Below are 21221 nucleotides of genomic sequence, written 5' to 3' on the forward strand. Positions count from 1 at the left end.
CCTCAGTTCGGATTGAAGGCTGCAACTCGCCTTCATGAAGCTGGAATTGCTAGTAATCGCTGATCAGCACGCAGCGGTGAATACGTTCCCGGGCCTTGTACACACCGCCCGTCAAGCCATGGGAGTTGGTAGCACCCAAAGCCGCTTGGTTACAAGCGTCTAAGGTGAGGCCAGTGACTGGGGCTAAGTCGTAACAAGGTAGCCGTACCGGAAGGTGCGGCTGGATCACCTCCTTTCTATGGAGAATATGTTGTCACATTTTTGTGACTTCTATCAACCCATACACTGACTCAAAAAGTTACTCGATCGTTCTGTTGTATACTCTCTTTTATTTTTATATCAAGTTCCTTGAAAATTGAATCTTAGGGCTTGTAGCTCAGGTGGTTAGAGCGCACGCCTGATAAGCGTGAGGTCGATGGTTCAACTCCATCCAAGCCCACTGCTTTCGGCAAATGCAGACATCATCACGGGGCTATAGCTCAATTGGGAGAGCGCCTGCCTTGCACGCAGGAGGTTAACGGTTCGAGCCCGTTTAGCTCCACCATTAATAATGATTTTGAGTCAACAATGCTGTTGACATACATAAAGCTTAAAACCGAGTTCACATGAATTCGGCAAAAGTTCTTTGACAATTGAGTGTTAATGATTCATAAGTATAATGAAGACTACAATCTTTGTTTTTCGAGAATCGCTATCTTATTTTTTTATATTATGTCCGAGATAGTATTGATGCTTTATTAAAATAAAGTATTTCAAGCTATTAAGGGCACACGGAGAATGCATTGGCACAAGAAGGCGAAGAAGGACGTGGCAAGCTGCGATAAGCTTCGGGAAGGCGCAAACAGCCGTTAATCCGGAGATGTCCGAATGGGGAAACCCGTTACCGATTCATCGGTATCATCCCTTGCTGAATTCATAGGCAAGGAGAAGCTAACCCGGGGAACTGAAATATCTAAGTACCTGGTGGAAAAGAAATCAAAAGAGATTTTCCAAGTAGTGACGAGCGAACGGGAAATAGCCCAAATCTCGATAGTTTACTGTCGGGAGGTTGTAGGACCCTTGTAGTGATCTGCGAGTAAGTAAGTGAAGTTGTCTGGAAAGCAACGCCACAGTAGGTGATAGCCCTGTAATATAAACTGAAAACAGCGCGTGGGTATCCTGAGTAGTGCGGGACACGAGAAATCCTGTGCGAAGCTGGGTGGACCATCATCCAAGGCTAAATACTCTCTTGTGACCGATAGAGGATAGTACCGTAAGGGAAATGTGAAAAGAACCCCTACTAGGGGAGTGAAATAGAACCTGAAACCGTGTGCTTACAAGCGGTCGGAGTCCCGATTTATCGGGATGACGGCGTGCCTTTTGCATAATGAGCCAGCGAGTTACTCGTACGTTGCGTTAGGTTAAGAGGTCAACAAGCCTCGTAGCCGTAGCGAAAGCAAGTCTGAATAGGGCGAGCCGAAAGGCATGTAACGTGCGGTAGACGCGAAACCTTAGTGATCTAGCCATGGCCAGGTTGAAGTAGGGGTAAAACCCTATGGAGGACCGAACCGGTGTAAGTTGAAAGTTGCTCGGATGAGCTGTGGCTAGGGGTGAAAGGCTAATCAAACTGGGAGATAGCTCGTTCTCCTCGAAATATCTTTAGGGATAGTCTGGGATAAAAAGAGTCGCGGGGGTAGAGCACTGAAAGGGCTAGGGCTGTCACAACGGTACCAAACCCTCTCAAACTCCGAATACCGTTGACTTGTTCTCCTGGAAGCAGCTGGCGAGGGATAAGCTTCGTTGGCAAAAGGGGAAGAACCCCGATCATCGGCTAAGGTCCCTAAGTATGGGCTAAGTGAGAAAGGATGTGGAATCGCAGTGACAACTAGGATGTTTGCTTAGAAGCAGCCATCATCTAAAGATCGCGTAATAGCGCACTAGTCAAGCAGTTCCGCGCCGACAATACACGGGACTAAGCCCATTACCGAAGCCGTGGATTTACACAGCAATGTGTAAGTGGTAGAGGAGCATTCCATTAACCGACGAAGGTTGGGCGCGAGCCCGGCTGGAGGACATGGAAGAGATTATGCTGGCATAAGTAGCGATAAATGAAGTGAAAAACTTCATCACCGAAAGCCCAAGGTTTCCTGAGTAAAGTTAATCTGCTTGGGGTTAGTCGGAGCCTAAAGCGAGGCCAAGCGGCGTAGCTGATGGTAAGCAGGTTAATATTCCTGCACTACTTTGTATTCGTTATCAGCCAAGGAGTGACGCAGAAGTGAAAGGCGAGCCTGGACTGGTTTCCAGGTTTAAGCGTGTAGCCAGATCGTGTAGGTAAATCCGCACGGTCGTTTACGTGAAGCGCGAATAAGAAACGAGCCTTCGGGCAAGCCAATTCGCCCTAATCCTGCTGCCAAGAAAAACTTCTACGCGAGAATACAGAGTATCCGTACCGTAAACCGACTCAGGTGGGCGAGGAGAATATCCAAAGGTGCTCGAGATAGCGCTTGTTAAGGAACTAGGCAACTTGACCCCGTAACTTCGGGATAAGGGGTGCTCCGATTTATCGGAGCCGCAGTGAAATGGGACTAGCGACTGTTTACCAAAAACACAGGGCTCTGCAAAGTCGTAAAGACGACGTATAGGGTCTGACACCTGCCCGGTGCTGGAAGGTTAAGGAGAGAGGTCAGCGCAAGCGAAGCTTTGAACCGAAGCCCCAGTAAACGGCGGCCGTAACTATAACGGTCCTAAGGTAGCGAAATTCCTTGTCGGGTAAGTTCCGACCTGCACGAATGGTGTAACGACTGGTCCTGCGTCTCAACAAGCGCCTCGGCGAAATTGTAGTGCCGGTGAAGATGCCGGCTCCCCGCAGCGGGACGGAAAGACCCTATGAACCTTTACTATAACTTAGCATTGTGTTTTGATGTTGCATGCGTAGCATAGGTGGGAGACTTTGAACCCCGGGTTTCGGCTTGGGGGGAGTCACAACGTGAAATACCACCCTTGGAATATTGAAATTCTAACTTAGTTTTCTGAATCGAGAACAAGGACAGTGCTAGGCGGGTAGTTTGACTGGGGCGGTCGCCTCCTAAAAGGTAACGGAGGCTTGCAAAGGTTAGTTCAGCACGCTTGGTAACCGTGCGTAGAGTGCAAAGGCATAAACTAGCTTGACTGTGAGGCATACAAGCCGAGCAGAGACGAAAGTCGGCCTTAGTGATCCGGTGGTTTCTGTATGGAATGGCCATCGCTCAAAGGATAAAAGGTACTCTAGGGATAACAGGCTGATCGGGTCCAAGAGTTCACATCGACGACCCGGTTTGGCACCTCGATGTCGGTTCATCGCATCCTGGGGCTGGAGAAGGTCCCAAGGGTTTGGCTGTTCGCCAATTAAAGCGGTACGTGAACTGGGTTCAGAACGTCGTGAGACAGTTCGGCCCCTATCTGCTGTGGGCGCAGGATACTTGAAGGGATCTGTTCTTAGTACGAGAGGACCGGAATGGACGAACCTCTAGTGCATCAGCTGTTTTACCAAAAGCACGGCTGAGTAGCTATGTTCGGTCGGGATAAGTGCTGAAAGCATCTAAGTACGAAACCCACCCTGAGATTAGGTATCCCTGGCGCAAGCCACTAAAGACTCCATGGAGATGACATGGTTGATAGGTCACAGATGTAAGCGCAGTGATGCGTTCAGTCGAGTGATACTAATAAGTCGTGCGGCTTGATTTTATTTTATTTTAATAGAGCACTAATATTTGATTCTCGAACTTGTGTCTGATTACACTCAATTGTCTTTTATTTTTTTTATAATTATTTCCGGTGACTATAGCGGCGGGGAAACACCTCTTCCCATTCCGAACAGAGCAGTTAAGCCCGCCAGCGCTAATGATACCGTGTGGGTAGCTGCATGGAAAAGTAGGACGTTGCCGGGATTTATTTTTTAGAACCCATCTCAAAGAAGAAATTGAGATGGGTTTTTTATTTTAATATGAACTTCAGAGAAGCGCTAATGATATCCGACGAGTGCTGGGATTTATTTTTCTGTAGCTATAAATTTTTTGTGGACAATTTATTTTCAAATTGCTAAACTCTAAAAGTATCCATTCCTTACATCAGCTGTGTAAAAAGTCATTCCAAGCAAATGACCGGCTTAATTTATTCCTTTTAAAATAAGTTCTGTTTTCGCGTTTCATTGTGATTTTTTTTGCGCGTGTACCTCATTTACCTAACCCAAGGAGGAGTAATATGAAATGTATTATTGCATTTCTGGTTTTAAGCTTGTGTCCAGTCATGGCACAAATTTCAATTCACGGTACGGTCAAAGATGAAAATGGCGAACCCTTAATCGGAGTCAACATCGTTGAAAAAAATACTTACAATGGAACGACGACCAATGCAAAAGGAGAATTTAGAATCAAGGTTGTATCCGGCGCGACGCTTGTCTTTAGTTATCTTGGTTATATCAAGCAGGAAATACCTATTAAATCTGATGGAGTTGCATTGGATGTCACCATGTCCGAAAGTCCGATCCAGATGGGTGATATCCAAGTCGTAGGTTCACGAAGCTATAATCGAACGGCTATAGAAACACCAGTTCCAGTCGATATTATCGATATGCGGGACATTCCGAAAAAGTTAGGGCAAATCGAAATCAATCAAGTGCTGCAATATGTAGCTCCTTCGTTTAATTCCAATAAACAATCAGGCGCTGATGGGGCTGATCACATCGATCCCGCTACGTTACGCGGTTTGGGGCCGGATCAAACGCTCGTACTGATTAATGGAAAACGCCGCCATCAGTCTTCATTGATCAATATTTTTGGCTCACGCGGTCGTGGCAATACAGGAACTGATTTGAATGCGATACCAGTCAGTGCCATCGAGCGTATTGAAATTCTTCGTAATGGTGCGAGTGCACAATATGGATCCGATGCTATTGCTGGCGTCATCAATATCGTACTCAAATCCTCCATTGAAGAATTTTCAGGATCGGTCAACGGCGGTTTCAATCGCGCGGATCCGGGATCATCGTATGATGTTAAACTTCCGAAGGATTATAGCTGGGACGGCGAAACTAAAAGTATCAATGCTAATTATGGTTTTAAATTGGGCGAAAACGGGTTTATCAATATCACCGGTGATTATACGACTAAACAAAAAACCAACCGTCCGGCTGATCCAGGCGCATTTGATATCTATCGCGAAAAATTCGGCGATGCGGGTGTTGATAATACGGCTTTTTTTGTCAATTCGGCTTATCCGCTCAATGACAAAACTAGTTTTTATGTGTTTGGTGGAATGAATTTTCGCAACACCGATGCGTACGCATGGACACGAACTGCCGATGAAGAACGTAATGTCACTGCAATCTATCCAAATGGTTTTAATCCGCGAATTACTTCAAAAATTTTTGATCGTTCGGTGTCAACAGGTTTGCGGAGTAAATGGGGTAAATGGGATGTCGATATCAATAATACTTTTGGAATGAATCGTTTTGATTATACCATTAAAGGAACTCTGAATGCTTCGCTTGAAGCGGCATCGCCGACCAACTTTGATGCAGGAGGATTCCAATTAATACAAAATACCAGCGGCATCAATTTTTCTAAATTTTATCCGAGTATTAAAAAAGGATTAAATGTCGCTGTTGGATTGGAATACCGTATCGATAACTATCAAATTTTTGCAGGTGAAGAAGGATCATGGGAGACGTATGGTCCGGTCATATTTTCAGTAGACGGAACGGATACTACTTATCGTCCGGGAGGTTCTCAAGGTTTTCCAGGTTTCCGTCCCTCGGATGAAGTTGACAAATCGAGGGGAAATTTTGGAAGTTACGTCGATCTGGAGCTTGATGTCACGGATCAATGGATGACCGGCGTAGCCGCACGATATGAAAATTACAGTGATTTTGGAAGCACGTTTAATGGGAAAATTGCTACACGTTTCAAAGTCAATCCCAACGTGACTTTGCGGGGATCAGCAAGTACGGGCTTCAGAGCGCCCTCGCTCGCACAGGTTTATTTTAATTCCACATTTACAGATTTTGTTTCAGGTGTTGCGATTGATAAATTAATTGCCAGAAATAACGGCCCGATAGCAAATGCGTTGGGAATACCAAAACTCAAAGAGGAGACAGCGTTCGATATCAGCAGTGGCTTCACGGCGAAATACGGCGAATTTACGGCAACCGTCGATGGTTACTACGTCTCGATCAAAGATCGCATTGTGTTGACCGGAGCGTTTGAAGATACCGACCCTGATATCGGAGCTGATTTGCAAGCATTGAATGTAGGCGCAGCACAATTTTTTACCAATGCCATCGACACGAAAACTAAAGGCATTGATATTGTTTTGCAACATACCGCCCATTTCAACGATCATCAGCTTTCGACAACATTGGCCGGTAATTTCAACGACATGGAGTTAGGAAAAATTCATACAACTGACCGATTACAAGGGAAAGAAGATATTTATTTTGGGACGCGCGAGCAGCGGTTTTTGCTGGCTTCAGCGCCAAATAGTAAGATTAATCTTACTTTCGATCATCGGTATGGCCCGTTCAATGCCAATCTTCAATTTGTAAGATTTGGAAAAGTAGTACTCGAAGACTGGATCGGCACTAAAGACGTGTATGATCCTAAAGTTGTAACTAACATTACATTGGGATATCAGATTACTCATCACGTCACATTGACGGCCGGCGCAGCTAACTTATTCAATGTATATCCTGACCAACAAGATACCGAGACGGAAACAGGCGGATTGTGGGATGCTGTTCAAATGGGTTTTAGTGGTACATACTATTTCACCAAACTAGGGTTTAATTTTTAAAATCCATACTAATTAAAGATTAACAGATAGAAAAACCGCACTAAAAATTTGGTGCGGTTTTTTAATATTCATTCCTACAGATAAATACTTGACATTCGAAATCTGATGCCATATTTTCTTTTTATAAAAGAAACACCACATAATTCCGAGGCCCTATGAAGAAAACGCTTTTTACGATTGCGATTGCTTCTGTTTTGTGTATCGTGTATTACTCAACGATCAGTTGTCAAACCAACAAACCCAAGAATTTGAAAGTCATAAAAGATAGGGATATGACGATCGAGGAAATGAAAGAGTATATGCGTACGTTTACATTGTCACTGGGAGTAGAATGCGATTATTGCCACGATACGGATAATTATTCAGGCGACGATAAAAAAGAAAAAAATATTACACGGGATATGATAGTGCTTACGGAAATGTTGAATGAAAAATATTTCGCGAATGCGAAAGAAAATGTAACGTGTTATACTTGCCATCGCGGTTCCGTACGCGTAAAAAACATTCCTCCGGGTCTATGAGCGTTTTTTTATGAGGTGTTTCAATGTATCAATTTCTTTATCGGTTAAATATCTCCATTCCCCGGGTTGAAGGTTATCTAAATTCAAGGACGCCATTTTAATCCTTACCAACCGTAAGGTTGGGTGGCCGATCGATGCGGTCATCTTACGCACTTGCCGATTTCTTCCCTCAGTTAAGGTCAATTCAATCCATACAGTCGGAATGTTTTTTCTAAAACGAATGGGTTTAACTCTTTCTGGGAAAGCCGGTTCACAAGTCAATAACCGTACTTGTGCAGGTTTGGTTTTCTTTCCTTCAATGATCACGCCTTTTTCTAGTTTCGCAAGCAGTGCGACTGATGGAACATTTTCGATCAGCGCCCAATATGTTCTGGAATGTTCGTATTTCGGATCGATTAATTGATGGGCCAAAATGCCGTCATCCGTTAAAAATAGCAAACCTTCGCTGTCAGCATCAAGCCGCCCAACCGAGTACACTTCTTTGGGAAATCCAAAATCCGATAAAGTTTTACGGTTTGCCGTAGGCGTAAATTGGCATAAAACGTCGTAGGGTTTATTGAAGATAATATAACGGAAGGTCATGGATCAGGCCATTAGTCCCAATTTTTTCATACGCATGAGCAACGTAGTGCGTTTCATACCGAGTAACTTTGCCGCCTCGGCTTTATTAGCAGTTTTGTTAAGGACGTAACGGATGTAAGATCGTTCTAATTCTTCGATTGTCTGAATACCGTTGATTTTGAATTCAAAACCTGTTGCTTTAGAAGGCACAGGGTATTGGATTTCGTGGAGTTCGCGGCGAAATTCTTCAGGGATGTCGTTGATCCCCAAAAAATCGCTTTCGGCAAAAATTACCATACGGTTAATCAGGTTTTTTAGTTCACGAACATTTCCCTTCCATTCACGAGAACAAAGGAAATTAATTACTTCCTGTGATAGCGAACGTACCTTTTTTTCAGAATTCCGGTTATGATCATTAATGAAATGATTAATCAAAATAGGAATGTCGGAGCGACGGTTACGTAAAGGTGGTAGGTGAATGGGAATTACATTCAAACGGTAATATAAATCTTCTCGGAAGGCTCCTTTACGGAATTCTTCGTAAAGGTTTTTATTGGTTGCCGAAATGATCCTGACATCAACTCGGCGAAAATGTGTTTCACCGATCCGACGAATCTCTTTTTCTTGAATAACACGGAGCAACTTGGCTTGAAGCGATAAGGAAGTATTGGAAATTTCATCCAGAAAAACCGTTCCGCCTTCCGCTTCTTCAAACAATCCTTTTTTATCATAAAACGCGCCCGTAAATGCGCCTTTCTTATGTCCAAATAATTCACTTTCTAAAAGATTCTCGGCCAAAGCGCCACAGTCGATCGCTGTGAATTTATTGTGCTGACGCTTGCTGTTAAAGTGAATGGCCTTGGCAACCAATTCTTTTCCCGTCCCGCTTTCACCTTGAATCAGAACGGTTTCATCGCTTACGGATGCCGATTTAATCAGACGCCGAACTTCATTCATCTCCGGGCTGACGCTGATAATATTGTCGAGTGAAAATTCTTTTTCGATTTCAGATTTAAGGACGACGATTTCTTGCTCGAGTTTTGCTTTCTCAATAGCAAGGCGCTCATATTGGTTCTTGCGCTGTGCATTGGCGATATTTTCTTCATATTTTTTGACAGCATCGGCCAATACGTCAAGCAGCGTTTGAGTTTCCCACGGTTTGTGGATATAGCGGTAAATCTCTCCGACGTTAACGGAATCTACCAGATCATGAATATCGGCATAAGCAGTTAAAACGATGCGGACAGTATAAGGATGAGTTTCTTTGATATGCCTGAGAAGTTCGACACCGCTCATCGATGGCATTTTTTGATCAACAACTACAACAGCCACTTCGTGCTGATGTAAAATATCTAACGCTTCTTCCCCGCTCGATACAGTAAAAATAGTATAATGATCTTCGAGGATTTTTCGTAATACGCTGAGTATCGGTTGTTCGTCGTCAACGCACAAAACTTTATGTTTCAATTTTGTATTCATGCTTTTACCAAACGAACGACATTTTCAATATGATAAGTATGTGGAAACATATCAACCGGTTGAATTTTTTCGATGCGATACTGTTTGCATAATAAGGCCAAATCACGCGCCTGAGTGGAGGGATTACAACTGACGTAAACAATAGTTGGCGGAGCCAGTTCCAATAATGAATTGATGACGTCTTCATGCATTCCGGACCGGGGAGGATCGACAATCACAACATCGGGTGTTTGATGTAATTGATTTATAGTTTTGCGCAAATCGCCTAAAAGAAATTCACAATTAGTGATCCGGTTATGTTTGATATTTTTTTGAGCATTTTCGACCGCGGCTTCAATAAGCTCTATACCAATAACTTTTTTAGCAGATTTTGAAATAAATATACTGATTGACCCCGTGCCGCAATAAAGATCGTACACCAATTCATGGCCTTTCAAGTCAGCAAATTCAAGAGCAACTTGGTAAAGTTTTTCTGCGGCCAGTGTGTTGGTCTGAAAAAAAGCATTGGATGAAATTTCAAATTCAAAATCTCCAAGTTTTTCTATAATAAACGGAGATCCGTGCAAAAGTATCTCGTAATCACTAAACGCTACTTGCGCTTTTTTTGAACTGATCCCGTTAATCAGGCTTGTGATTTGTGGAAATTGTAGAAGGATCTGATCTTTAAATTCCTTGATAATATCGGGCTGTTCTTCAGATGTGATGAGATTGATCATCAGATCGTCAGTTCTTTTGGACTGGCGAATAACCAGAAAGCGCCAAAATCCGGAATGATTTTTTACCGAATAAGGTCGTAGCCCGCTATTACGTGTAAAATGTTTAACAAAATTCAAAATCTCGTTCGCCAGTTTTGACTGAAGATGACAGTGATGCACAGGGAGAACTTTATCGAAACGTTGCGGAACGTGCAGACCGAGAGCAAAAGGTTCGAATTGCTGATTGATGTCCGATAACTGGCTAGCCGTTAACCATGGGCGATCCCCAAACGTAAATTCCATTTTATTTCGATAATGATAAATATCTTTGGAACCGATGGGTTTGGGGATATGGATGTCTTTGAAACCGCCAATTCGTTCAAAAACTTCCTGAACGTTTTGCCGCTTGAATTCTAATTGCGTATCGTAGGCGACATCTTGCCAACTGCATCCGCCGCAGATGCCAAATAATTCACATTCCGGCTTGATACGATTGGTCGAAGGCGTGAGAACACTGATTGCCTGCGCTTCAGCGAAACTTTTTTTCTTTTTTATAATTTTAGCTAAGACGCGATCACCGGTGATTCCGCCGTTTACAAAAACCACAAAATCGTTAACGCGCGCAATCCCCTGGCCGCCGAAGGAAACTGATTCAACCGTTAATTCGATTTCAGATCCTTTATGGATGGTCATTTCACGAATTGATTCCATGCACCAATAGTTTTATTTTTTCTTATCGGGAACCAAATCAATATGTATATTGAGTAATTCGTTGGGAGTAAACGGGCGTTCGATTTCTACCGTACGGAACCCTTCTTTTTGGATGCTGATTTTATGAAATGTAGCCCGGACATTAGGCCAGGTCAGGGGTGATGGCGTTTTAGCAAAGATGTTTTTAAAATCGTTGTCGATATAGACAAAAGCGCCGGCTGGATCGGTATTGACGGCAAATCCAAGCCGCCGGCTCTCTCCGCGGTATGCATCCAACAACGTCGATAGCTTATCCAAATCCAAGGTAACATCTTTACTTTCGGTTTCTTTCTCCAGCGTAAAATTGTATTCATAATTTTGATACAGGAGTGGAAATTTAATTCGCAAAGAATTACGCCCTTTCTGGAAATGATTGAGAATGGTTTTTCCATCGAAATTGCCTGAGTGCAACCATTCTTTATCGTTGATATAAATGTGGGCATCATTCAACACATCGGCTTTATCCGATTTGAGTGAAAGATTCACGCTGCCAAAAGCCGGTCCGTCAAAGTCAAACGGCCATTGTCCTTTCCAGCCAAACCAAACCAGGATAGCAAGAGCAAACGCCGTTACCGCTGCTATCGCAATTTTCTTTTTTCTTTTTCTCTTATCATAAAATTTAGCAATGTATTCACCGGTCGATTCATCAGGGACTTCACTGGGTTCCGGAGCGTCGGCGATATGCGGCAGTTTGTCAAATGGCGTGAAATCCTGATTTTTGTCTTTACCGATTACCGCTGAATAATATTGCATCAGAAAATGCAACAATTGCGATTGCGAAATTGATTGTAGATAATGGTTCAAATCTTTAATGACCAGGCCGATATGTTGATATCGGGTGTCTAAGTTTTTGGACATTGCACGGTCGACAATTCTGATCAAAGGCTGAGGAATATTGATTTGTGACCGATCTAACGATTCATAGCGTCCTTGCGCAATAAGGGTTATCAAGGTGAGATTACTATCGGCCGAAAAAGGTTTTTTCCCGGTCAGCATTTCGTACATCATCGTGCCGAGGCTGAAGATATCGCTTTGGGTTGTAAGTTTATCGCCCGATGCTTGTTCCGGAGACATATACGACGGCGTGCCAATGATAATACCTGTAGAAGTCAGATTTTTGTGCGCTTCCTCGTCTTCTTCTTTGGCAATTCCAAAGTCCATGAGTTTGACTTGGCCATCCTTGCTCAGGCGGACATTACTGGGTTTAATATCGCGATGAATAATGCCTTTTTCGTGCATGTGCTCAAGTCCGCGCGCGACTTCGCGGGCAATCATCACGGATACAAAATGCGGAATCGTAGCGCGTGATTTGATAATATCGCTCACGTCAATCCCATCAACATATTCCATAACCAGGTAGTGATTTTTCTGTGCATCGACAAAATAGTCATAAATGGCCGGCAAGTTTTCCTGCTTCAATGCTGCCGATAAAACGGCTTCACGGGCAAATCGTTTGACTTTGTCACGATTGTCGCCTTTGACCACTTTGATGGCAACCAAACGATCCAAGCTTGGATGCCGTCCCATAAATACCGTAGCCATTCCGCCGGATCCAATTTGCTTAGTGATTTCATAACTCTGGATAAGATTTTCCATAGCTGCGACAACCGTTGTGACTTAATGGTGAGATAAAAAATAAAAACAGGTCAGAGGGGCTCTGACCTGTTGAATTTAAGAAGAAAATTTACTTTTTCAATATTTATTCTAATTCCGCTAATGCATCTTCCTTTTCATTCAATATATCGCTCATTCGGTCATGAGTCCGTTTGCGTAATTTGCCTTTGAATTTTTTCAATTGAACTTCCAGTTTATCCGTTGCGGTGTCTATGGCTTTGGTAACGTCATTTTCTCTAGCTTTAACGTGTAAAATCGTTCCGTAAACTTTAATGTTTATTTCAACCAACTCTTTCGTTTTTTCAGCGTCCATGATAACTTCACAGTCAATGATTTTGTCATAGTATTTTTCCAGTCGATTAATTTTGTCTTCCAAATAGTCTTTGATTTGTGCCGATAATTTCTGATGACGTGAAGTGATTCTTACTTTCATGACGATCTCCTTTTAGCTAAAGTGTGAGAACGGGTAATTATCCAAAATGGCGATTTAGCAAATGAAGATGCAGCCTCCTTTGGTTAAGTTTCAGCCCTCGGATGGGCTTTTTTATAGGCATTTTTCAAACGATCAATCGTGATGTGGGTGTAAATTTGCGTAGTAGAAAGATTCTCATGACCGAGGAGATCTTTAACTGCTCTAAGATCGGCGCCATTGTCCAACAAATGTGTGGCAAATGAATGCCTTACGATATGCGGGCTCAATTTATGAGCGTCGGAAACCCGAGTTAAGACTTTTTTAATCATACGTTGTACGGCGAGAGGCGTGATCCGTTTTCCGTTCTTTCCGATAAAAACAGCCTGAGAATTGTCGCTAGATTCCGTAGTTGATATTTGATTACGAACAGACCGATAATTTTTCAGCGCGCTGATCGCTTTTTCTCCAATGGGAATAATACGTTGTTTGGCGCCTTTACCTAAAACAGAAATAGTTTGATTGGAGAAATTGATGTTGGGAAAATCAAGTCCGACAAGTTCACTCAAACGAATACCTGATCCGTAAAAAAGTTCAAGGATAGCTTTGTCACGTACGTCTGCCGGTATGCGATCGTCAAAAAAATCAAATACGGTTTGGATTTGATCGACCGTCAAAAAGGACGGAACCGTTTTTTCATATTTCGGAGTCTTGATTAGCTTTCCGGGATTGGTTTTGACGACGTCTTGTTTAATGAGAAATTTAAAAAACGATTTAACGGCTGATAATTTACGCGCGACACTTTTTTTTTCTAATTGCTGTTTAGATAAATAGCCGAGAAAAGCGCGAATTTCATCTTTTGAAATTTCAGTTAGACTGAATTCTCGGCTGTCGAAACGACGTTCAATAAAAGTAGTGAAATCTTCAAGATCTTTTTTGTATGCGATAAGGGTTTTACTGGAATAATTACGTTCAGCATCGAGATAGCGGAGAAATCGATCGAGATAAGTACGAATCATAGAACCTTTACAATTCGTGGAGGAGGGTAACGCTTAAATTTACCAAAGAATGAAAGCTTTGTCAACCGGTAAATATCAGAATTATGCGCCAATTCAGCTTAAAACTCTAAAATTATTGTAGATAACAATTTGTAAAGATTTTATTGGCCCCAAGAAATCACTTCGGTCCTAACATTAGCCGTTCCGGATGCAATCATGCCAATCGATTTAGCAGCCGATTTAGATAAATCGATAAGTCTGTTTTTTACAAAAGGGCCGCGATCATTAATACGAACAACTACTGATTGATTGTTTGATAAATTGATCACACGCACGACCGTTCCAAAAGGGTAAGTCCGATGCGCCGCTGTCAATTTATCCTGATCAAAAATTTCACCGTTGGCTGTCTTTCTACCGTCAAATTTATCAGCATAAAATGACGCGACGCCGGTTTTGACTTCCAGCGCATCGGAGGTCGTGCGGGTAATTATAGTTTTCTCGTTTTCGATAGATCGCTTAGATTGATACATCGGATTGGGAGCACAAGCGGCATAAACCGTCATTAAGAAAAAAATATTATTCTTCGATAGTATGATCTTTTTTATCGACTTCATCGCGCGGTTTTTTGTCTTTATTGATTTTGGGTTTCTTTTTGAAGTCTTGGGAATCCTCATCTTCGATAATTCTTCTTTTGGTTTTTGCAGAATCTAAAGTTTGTATTGTCTTCTTATTTGAAATTGAGTCAAGGCGTATCGCCGTCATCGAATCTGTTGTAAGTATATGCGTCGTGTCGGTATGCATTTTAATTTTGACAAATTGAGTATCAATCCACGTGAACATCGAATCTTTTGAAAGAGAAAGCTTAGCGATGTAGGCGTCAATCTTTGGGCGAAGAATTTTTGCAAATTCGGATTCGGGCTTTGCATAGACCAGCGTATTATATGTTCGAAATGCTCTTTCAGGATCGTCCAACTTTTGTTCATACAGTAACCCCATGGCGTACAACGACGACCATTTTAAATTCGAAGTATCCGATTGCGCTACTTGTTTGTACAATGAAACAGCTTTGTAAAAATCTTTTTCAACGATCAGCGATTTTTCTGCCCGGCAAAACGTATCGTAGAATGGATTCGGATTAAGCGTATCCAGTTTTAAAATATGCATCCCAACATCAGCCATGCGGCCGTTTGGAAATTTTTGAAAGGCAAATTCAAAGTAATACTTCCAATTCGGATTTTTTTGCTTTTGGTGTACGCGCGCAATACTGTATAAAGCCACCTCTTCTGAAGGCGTTTCTCGAAAATGTTCACCGACCCATTGATAATAGAACAGAGCTGAATCAAGACGCGTATCTTCATAATAAAAATAATCGGCCATAGAAAGATACTCATAAGCAATCCGATCAAACACCAAGCTTTTTTTTGATTGAAGGCCGTCCAATTCTGTCATTTGATTGATCTGGATTAATTCGTTTTGTACCTCCGTGAGCTTATCTTGTAATTCTTTGTTTTCTAATTTAATTTCTTCGATTTCTTTTTTGCTTTCTTTTTCTGAGAGAATTGCTCCGAGAGTCGATTTTTTTGAAAAGCCGGCTTTAACAAGACTGTCCTCAAGGACGAGCTGTTGCAGCGCTGCACTATCTATATCAAGCATGGTCAGCCAATTCGACGTTGAATCTTTTTTCAAAATACTGTCCCGAAGCGAAAAAACGGAATCAAGGGTAGTAAGGGTATCGGTCAAAAAATTTTCAGTTAAATTTGATGTATTGACAGCCCGATAAGTTTTTATGCTTTTCTTAACATTATCTTCAATCTTATCAAATCCATCAGCCGCAGTATCTGGAATGGAAGATTCTTTAAGTTTCGAAATATCCGTTGAAGGGTCATCGATTTTGATTAAGATTTTTTTGTACAAATTTTCATCAGCCGTAATAAAACCTTTGAAGGTCTCCATTTTTGACAAGTATTGATAACGGGCTATAGAGGCGTCTTTGTAAGGAGACTGCGGATATTTCGTATAAACAAGGTAATAATATTTTTTGGCTTGATCGGGGTTAGGAATGAAACCGTCGCTTCGTTTTTTGGGCTCTTGATCGTTCATCAACGCCATGTAATAATATGCATTGCCGGTAAAAATATTATTTTTATACGTATCGATGACATACTGAAACTGTTCCGTGGCTTCAGTGTAATTGCCTTTCAAGCGTAAAATGTCTGCAATTTCAAACTCAGCTCTAATGAAAAAATTTTTATACCGCAGATTTGAAATGATTTTGTCCAAAAGCCGGATCGCCTGATCATATTGTCCGGCAAGCTTCATAGTTTGAGCCGTCATCAATGTAACATCAAAACGTTCAGCGACTTCCAGATCCATTTTGCCGAGTTTACGGAAATATTCTAATGCCTGATCGAATTTCTGAAGTTGAAATGAAGAAAATCCTACTTTAAAATATGCATTTTTTTTCAGAGCAAAAGTAGACGCCATGGTCGAAGCTTTGACATAGTACTGCATGGATTCGTCCAGTTGTCCCTTACTAAATTGAATGTCCCCTAATAGTAGAAACGCCGAGCATTGATAATCATTGCGATCTTTCGTGTCGGTAAGATCGTACAAAACCTGTTCAGCGTCGTCGAACATTTGCAATTTGACAAGTGTTTTGGCATACCAGAATTTTGCTTCCGACATATCTTTATTCGGCGAATCTTGAGCAAGATATACTTCGAAACGGTTTTTGGCATCATAATAATCGTTTTGGGTTCCGCGATAGTAATGGGCTTTGCCCATCAGCAATATCGCATTTTCAACCCACCGGCTGTCCGGATGCAAAGCGACAACTTTATTGGCTTTTTCAATAGCAACGTCAAAAAATTGCAAAGCATCATTGGAAATGGTTTCAGGATCGGGGTCGAACCGATATATGGTAATTTCATCGGATGCCGTCAATTGATTACGGGTTTGCTCTTTCTTGGATTGAATCGAATGAATGCCGTTGTTGTATGCTTTGCGTGCATTAAAATAGGTATTAAAAAATGCACAGCCGGAGACGCTGATCAATAAACCAAAAACAATTAGTCGTTTCATATCATTCACAAGTTAGTCTAAGACCATCGAATGCTAATTGCATGTTCTTTGGCAGCAATTGTGAGATTTCCTGGTGTTCGAGGTCATGAGAAATATGGGTAAAATACGTCTGAGACGGTTGTAATTTATTAACAACATCCATCGCTTGTTCGAGATTGTAATGGGTTGGATGAGGACGGCGACGAAGGCAATCAAGGACCAAAGTTTTTACATTCTGAAAAAGAGGTAAAGATTTTTCCGGAATTCCGCTGCAATCGGTTGCGTAGATAAAATGACCTATCTTATAGGCATAAATCGGAAGATGGCCGTGCATAATTTCGATAGGAATGATAGTCGTTCCGAAAAGTTCGAATGGCTGATCTACTTGAATCAAATCGAGCATTGGAATGCCGCCGGGAATTTCAGGATAGTCAAAAATGTATGAAAATGTGTGTTTTAACATTTTGATCGTTGTTGCCCCTGCGAAACACGGAATGCGCTGGCTTTGGATTTTATTAAATACACGGATTTCGTCCAAACCAAAAATATGATCGACATGATGATGAGTAAACAAAATGGCGTCGATGTGATTGATATTGTACGTAAGACATTGCTGGCGAAAATCGATCGAAGTGTCAATTAAAATATTCTTGTCGTTGACCGAGATCAAAACTGAAGTACGCAAACGTTTATTCTTTGGATTAGTAGATTGACACGTCGGACATTGGCAGTTTATAACGGGTACGCCGTGCGAAGTGCCGGTTCCCAAAAAAAGTATTTCCATTCCCCTCATTGATTAATATATGAATCAAAAAAAATTAACGACCGGGTGAAAAACTATCGACGCGTGTGGCACTAATCACGCCTTGAACTTTCCTGATTTTTCCGAGTATTAAATTCAGATGGCCGATATTGCGAACCTGAATCACAAAACTATGTACACTTTCGTTGCCGGAAGTCTTAACTTCAGCGCTGACGATATTCGTATCGGTGGATGAAATTTTCTCAGTAATATCATTCAGGAAATGTTTTCGGTCATAGCCGATGATACGAATCTGCACGAGAAAATTCTTCGATTCATCGACCTGCCACTTCGCTTGCAAGGCTCTGTCCGGTTCCTTCTTGACGGCATCAATAATGTTATGGCAATCATGACGGTGAATGTTAATGCCTTTTCCCTTGGTCACATAGCCTAAAATTTCATCGCCCGGAATAGGATTACAGCACTTGGCAAAATGGATCATCATATTGTCCATCCCGCTGATGGTAATCGTTTTACCTTCGCTGGTACGTGAACGAGTGATAAGCCGCTTGAAAAAAGATTGATCCTGCAGAGGCTTTTTGGGAGTAGCCTTAGACAAAAGTTTTTGGGCAATACTTTGTGCGGATATATTGCCTCGGCCAATCGATGACATCAACATTTCGTCCGTTTCGAAATGCATTTCTTCAACAACGGATTGCAGTTCAGAAGCAAATTCCGTCAACGTTCTTCTGGGCTGAATGGTTTTAATTTCTTGTTCGAGTAAATAACGGCCTAGAGAAATACTTTGTTCGAGTTCAACATTACGAAAGTAGCGTTTAATGTAATTTTTTGCTTTGGCCGTTTTGACAATTTCAAGCCAGTGGATGGTGGGAGTTTGCTGTTCCGACGTGATAACTTCTACAAGATCGCCGCTTGATAATTCACTGTGGAGCGGAACTAATCTACCATTGACTTTACCGCCAATGCAATGCAGGCCTACTTCGGAGTGTACGGCAAAAGCAAAATCTAAAGGAGTAGCTCCTTTAGGAAGTGTCATTAAATCACCGCGCGGCGTGAAAACGAAAACTTCATCTTGGAAAAGATCGATTTTGAGATCTTCAAGAAATTCATTCGGATCGTTGATTTCTTTTTGCCGGTCAATGAGTTGGCGAATCCATCCGATCTGTCGATCGATCTGGTTCATCTGTAATTTGCCTTCTTTGTAAAGCCAGTGGGCGGCGATACCTTCTTCGGCAATTTGATGCATTTCACGCGTCCGGATTTGAATTTCTACCATACGTCCGTCTGGGCCAATAACCGTGGTATGTATCGATTGATATCCATTAATTTTCGGAACAGCAATGTAGTCTTTGAAACGTTCGGTCACCGGTGTGTAAGTACTGTGAACGACGCCGAGCGCTTTGTAGCAATCGACCTTTTCATTAACTAAAATCCGGATTGCAAGCAGGTCGTAGATTTCGTGAAACGGTTTATTCCGTTTCTTCATTTTATTGTAAATACTGAAAAAATGTTTTGGCCGTCCTATAATTTCGGCATGGATATCATTTTCTTTCATTTTTTCGTCGAGCGGCTGTGAAACATTGTGAATATACGTTTCACGTTCTTCGCGCTTTTCTGAAATCAAGCGTGACAATTCCCAATAAGCATCAAGATCAAGAGATTTTAATACAAGGTCTTCGAGTTCCCACCGAATTCTTGCCATACCGAGTCGATGGGCGAGCGGTGCATAGACGTCGCGCGTCTCAATGGCAATACGTTCTTTTTTCTTTGGCGGTAAAGCGTCAATCGTCCGCATATTATGAAGACGGTCCGCGAATTTTATAATAATCACACGAATGTCTTTAACAAGCGACAAGAGCATTTTTCGGTAATTTTCCGCTTGTTTGATTTCAACACTCGTGAATTCAAATCCGCTGATTTTAGTAACTCCGTCCACCAGTTGGGCCACGTCTTCGCCGAATTTGCTTTTGATGTCGTCATAAGTGCGGCCGGTATCCTCGATCACATCGTGCAAAAACGCGGCTTCAAGAGTTGTAATATCCATTTTTTGGTCGATCAGGATGCTAACGACTTCGATAATATGATCGAAATAAGGAAGACCGGATTTCCGGAACTGACCATCATGAGCTTTGTAGCTGTACTCATAAGCATCTCTTAAATGCGACGTGTCGGCGTTACGATTGTAGGAAGCGAAATTTTCAAGAAGATTATTGAAGCGTTGATCGTAATAGCTCTTATCACGGACGGACGGTTCGAGTGGATGAATTTCTTGGACGGGCTCTGACGGAGCCGAAATTGCAGTTGTGTGGCTTACCTTTTTTTCGGTATTGCCCGAACGAGTTTTGACTATTTCATTGACTGGATTCATGGAAAAAGCTGTTCTCTTAAATTAACGCCTCATGAAGTCGATAAATTTCATCATTTCATGAAATTTCGCATTTCAGTCTATCGGGATAAACCCAATTAAAGATAGGGATTTAGTAAAGTTTTCACAAGAAAATTGTTTGTGAATTTACATTCGCGGCTTGGATAGGATTTGAAGTCAGGAGAGGCGTCTAAACAAAAAAAAATCCCGTTCAGAATCTGAACGGGATTTATATAGATATGTCTCAATCTTTTTTTTGATTGAGAACTAAGGAACTGAATGTTCCTAGGCGATTAATACATGTCGCCCATTCCGCCTGGGGGCATCGGAGGCATGGCTTTTTTCTCTTCTTTTTTCTCAAACACGGTTGCTTCAGTTGTCAGAAGCATACCGGCAACAGAAGCCGCATTTTCAAGAGCAGTACGAGTTACTTTGGTCGGATCGATTACACCGGCTTTGAGTAAATCTTCGTATTGTTCCGTCAATGCGTTGAATCCGAAATGATCTTTGCCGTCGCGTACTTTCTGAACGACGATGGAAGCTTCGATTCCGCAATTTTCAACGATTTGGCGGATCGGTTCTTCCAGAGCTCGTTTGACGATCGCAACGCCGAGTCCGGTATCGCCTGCGAGAATCTTATCATTGATTCCGCCTTTGCCGGGCTCCAAAGAAGCTTGAGCGCGCAATAATGCCACGCCACCACCTGCAACGATCCCTTCCTCGACGGCTGCACGCGTTGCGTGTAAGGCGTCTTCCACGCGGGCTTTTTTCTCTTTCATTTCAACTTCACTGGCCGCGCCGATACGGATAACCGCAACACCACCGGCTAACTTCGCCAGACGTTCCTGCAGCTTTTCTTTATCGTAATCGCTGGACGTATTGTCGATCTGGGTTTTGATCTGGGCGATCCGGCTTTTGATCATATCTTTTTTGCCAGCGCCTTCGACGATCGTGGTGTTATCTTTGTCAATGATGACTTTTTTACATTTGCCAAGATAATCGATTTTGGCGCTTTCGAGTTTAAAGCCGGCTTCTTCGCTGATCACAGTTCCGCCGGTGAGGATTGCAATATCTTCCAACATTGCTTTGCGGCGATCGCCGAATCCAGGTGCCTTAACAGCTGCTACGCGCAACGTACCGCGGAGTTTGTTGACGACGAGGGTAGCCAATGCTTCATTTTCAACATCTTCAGCAATAAT

At 42.3% G+C, this 21221-nt stretch carries 13 protein-coding genes, 2 tRNA genes and 3 rRNA genes; 7 read left to right on the top strand and 11 right to left on the bottom strand.

From position 1 onward, the window contains the following. The 7 genes from K1X84_13525 to K1X84_13555 all read left to right on the top strand — a co-directional run. Positions 1-236 (top strand): 16S ribosomal RNA (locus tag K1X84_13525); the annotation flags it as partial. 129 nt (positions 237-365) lie between these two features. Next, positions 366-439, top strand: a tRNA-Ile gene (locus K1X84_13530). A 29-nt stretch (positions 440-468) separates the two neighbouring features. Further along, positions 469-544, top strand: a tRNA-Ala gene (locus K1X84_13535). A gap of 206 nt (positions 545-750) precedes the next feature. Then, positions 751-3702, top strand: a 23S ribosomal RNA gene (locus K1X84_13540). A gap of 86 nt (positions 3703-3788) precedes the next feature. Beyond that, positions 3789-3905, top strand: a 5S ribosomal RNA gene (gene rrf / locus K1X84_13545). A 313-nt stretch (positions 3906-4218) separates the two neighbouring features. Further along, the gene (locus tag K1X84_13550) at positions 4219-6807 is read left to right on the top strand and encodes a TonB-dependent receptor (GenBank protein ID MBX7152656.1); all 2589 of its coding nucleotides are present in this window, start codon (positions 4219-4221) and stop codon (positions 6805-6807) included. A gap of 155 nt (positions 6808-6962) precedes the next feature. Further along, entirely contained in the window at positions 6963-7328 is a 366-nt protein-coding gene (locus tag K1X84_13555; protein ID MBX7152657.1) for a c-type cytochrome, read from the top strand. Here K1X84_13555 and K1X84_13560 read toward each other — a convergent pair. The 11 genes from K1X84_13560 to groEL all read right to left on the bottom strand — a co-directional run. Then, positions 7323-7910, bottom strand: a complete 588-nt coding sequence (locus tag K1X84_13560) for a pseudouridine synthase (protein MBX7152658.1) — start codon at positions 7908-7910, stop codon at positions 7323-7325. The genes K1X84_13555 and K1X84_13560 overlap by 6 nt on opposite strands. 3 nt (positions 7911-7913) lie before the next feature. After that, entirely contained in the window at positions 7914-9368 is a 1455-nt protein-coding gene (locus K1X84_13565; protein MBX7152659.1) for a sigma-54 dependent transcriptional regulator, read from the bottom strand. Then, entirely contained in the window at positions 9365-10774 is a 1410-nt protein-coding gene (gene rlmD, locus K1X84_13570) for a 23S rRNA (uracil(1939)-C(5))-methyltransferase RlmD (protein ID MBX7152660.1), read from the bottom strand. The genes K1X84_13565 and rlmD overlap by 4 nt, the downstream gene beginning before the upstream one ends. Positions 10775-10786: 12 nt before the next feature. Then, positions 10787-12409, bottom strand: coding sequence for a protein kinase (locus K1X84_13575; GenBank protein ID MBX7152661.1), 1623 nt, complete (start codon positions 12407-12409; stop codon positions 10787-10789). Positions 12410-12512: 103 nt separating this feature from the next. Continuing rightward, entirely contained in the window at positions 12513-12860 is a 348-nt protein-coding gene (gene raiA / locus K1X84_13580; GenBank protein MBX7152662.1) for a ribosome-associated translation inhibitor RaiA, read from the bottom strand. Between the two features lie 83 nt (positions 12861-12943). Next, entirely contained in the window at positions 12944-13855 is a 912-nt protein-coding gene (xerC, locus tag K1X84_13585; GenBank protein MBX7152663.1) for a tyrosine recombinase XerC, read from the bottom strand. A 140-nt stretch (positions 13856-13995) separates the two neighbouring features. Continuing rightward, a complete protein-coding gene (locus tag K1X84_13590; GenBank protein MBX7152664.1) occupies positions 13996-14448 on the bottom strand; it encodes a septal ring lytic transglycosylase RlpA family protein in 453 nt (150 codons plus the stop codon). After that, positions 14411-16915, bottom strand: coding sequence for a tetratricopeptide repeat protein (locus tag K1X84_13595; GenBank protein MBX7152665.1), 2505 nt, complete (start codon positions 16913-16915; stop codon positions 14411-14413). Before K1X84_13595 ends, K1X84_13590 begins: the two co-directional genes overlap by 38 nt. Before the next feature lies 1 nt (position 16916). Beyond that, positions 16917-17678, bottom strand: coding sequence for an MBL fold metallo-hydrolase (locus K1X84_13600; protein ID MBX7152666.1), 762 nt, complete (start codon positions 17676-17678; stop codon positions 16917-16919). Positions 17679-17712: 34 nt separating this feature from the next. Then, entirely contained in the window at positions 17713-20025 is a 2313-nt protein-coding gene (locus K1X84_13605) for a bifunctional (p)ppGpp synthetase/guanosine-3',5'-bis(diphosphate) 3'-pyrophosphohydrolase (protein ID MBX7152667.1), read from the bottom strand. 290 nt (positions 20026-20315) lie between these two features. Further along, positions 20316-21221 (bottom strand): chaperonin GroEL (gene groEL, locus K1X84_13610; protein ID MBX7152668.1); only part of this gene is annotated, 906 nt, incomplete at its 5' end.

Source organism: bacterium (genome assembly GCA_019695335.1).
Lineage (GTDB): Bacteria > CLD3 > CLD3 > SB21 > SB21 > JABWBZ01.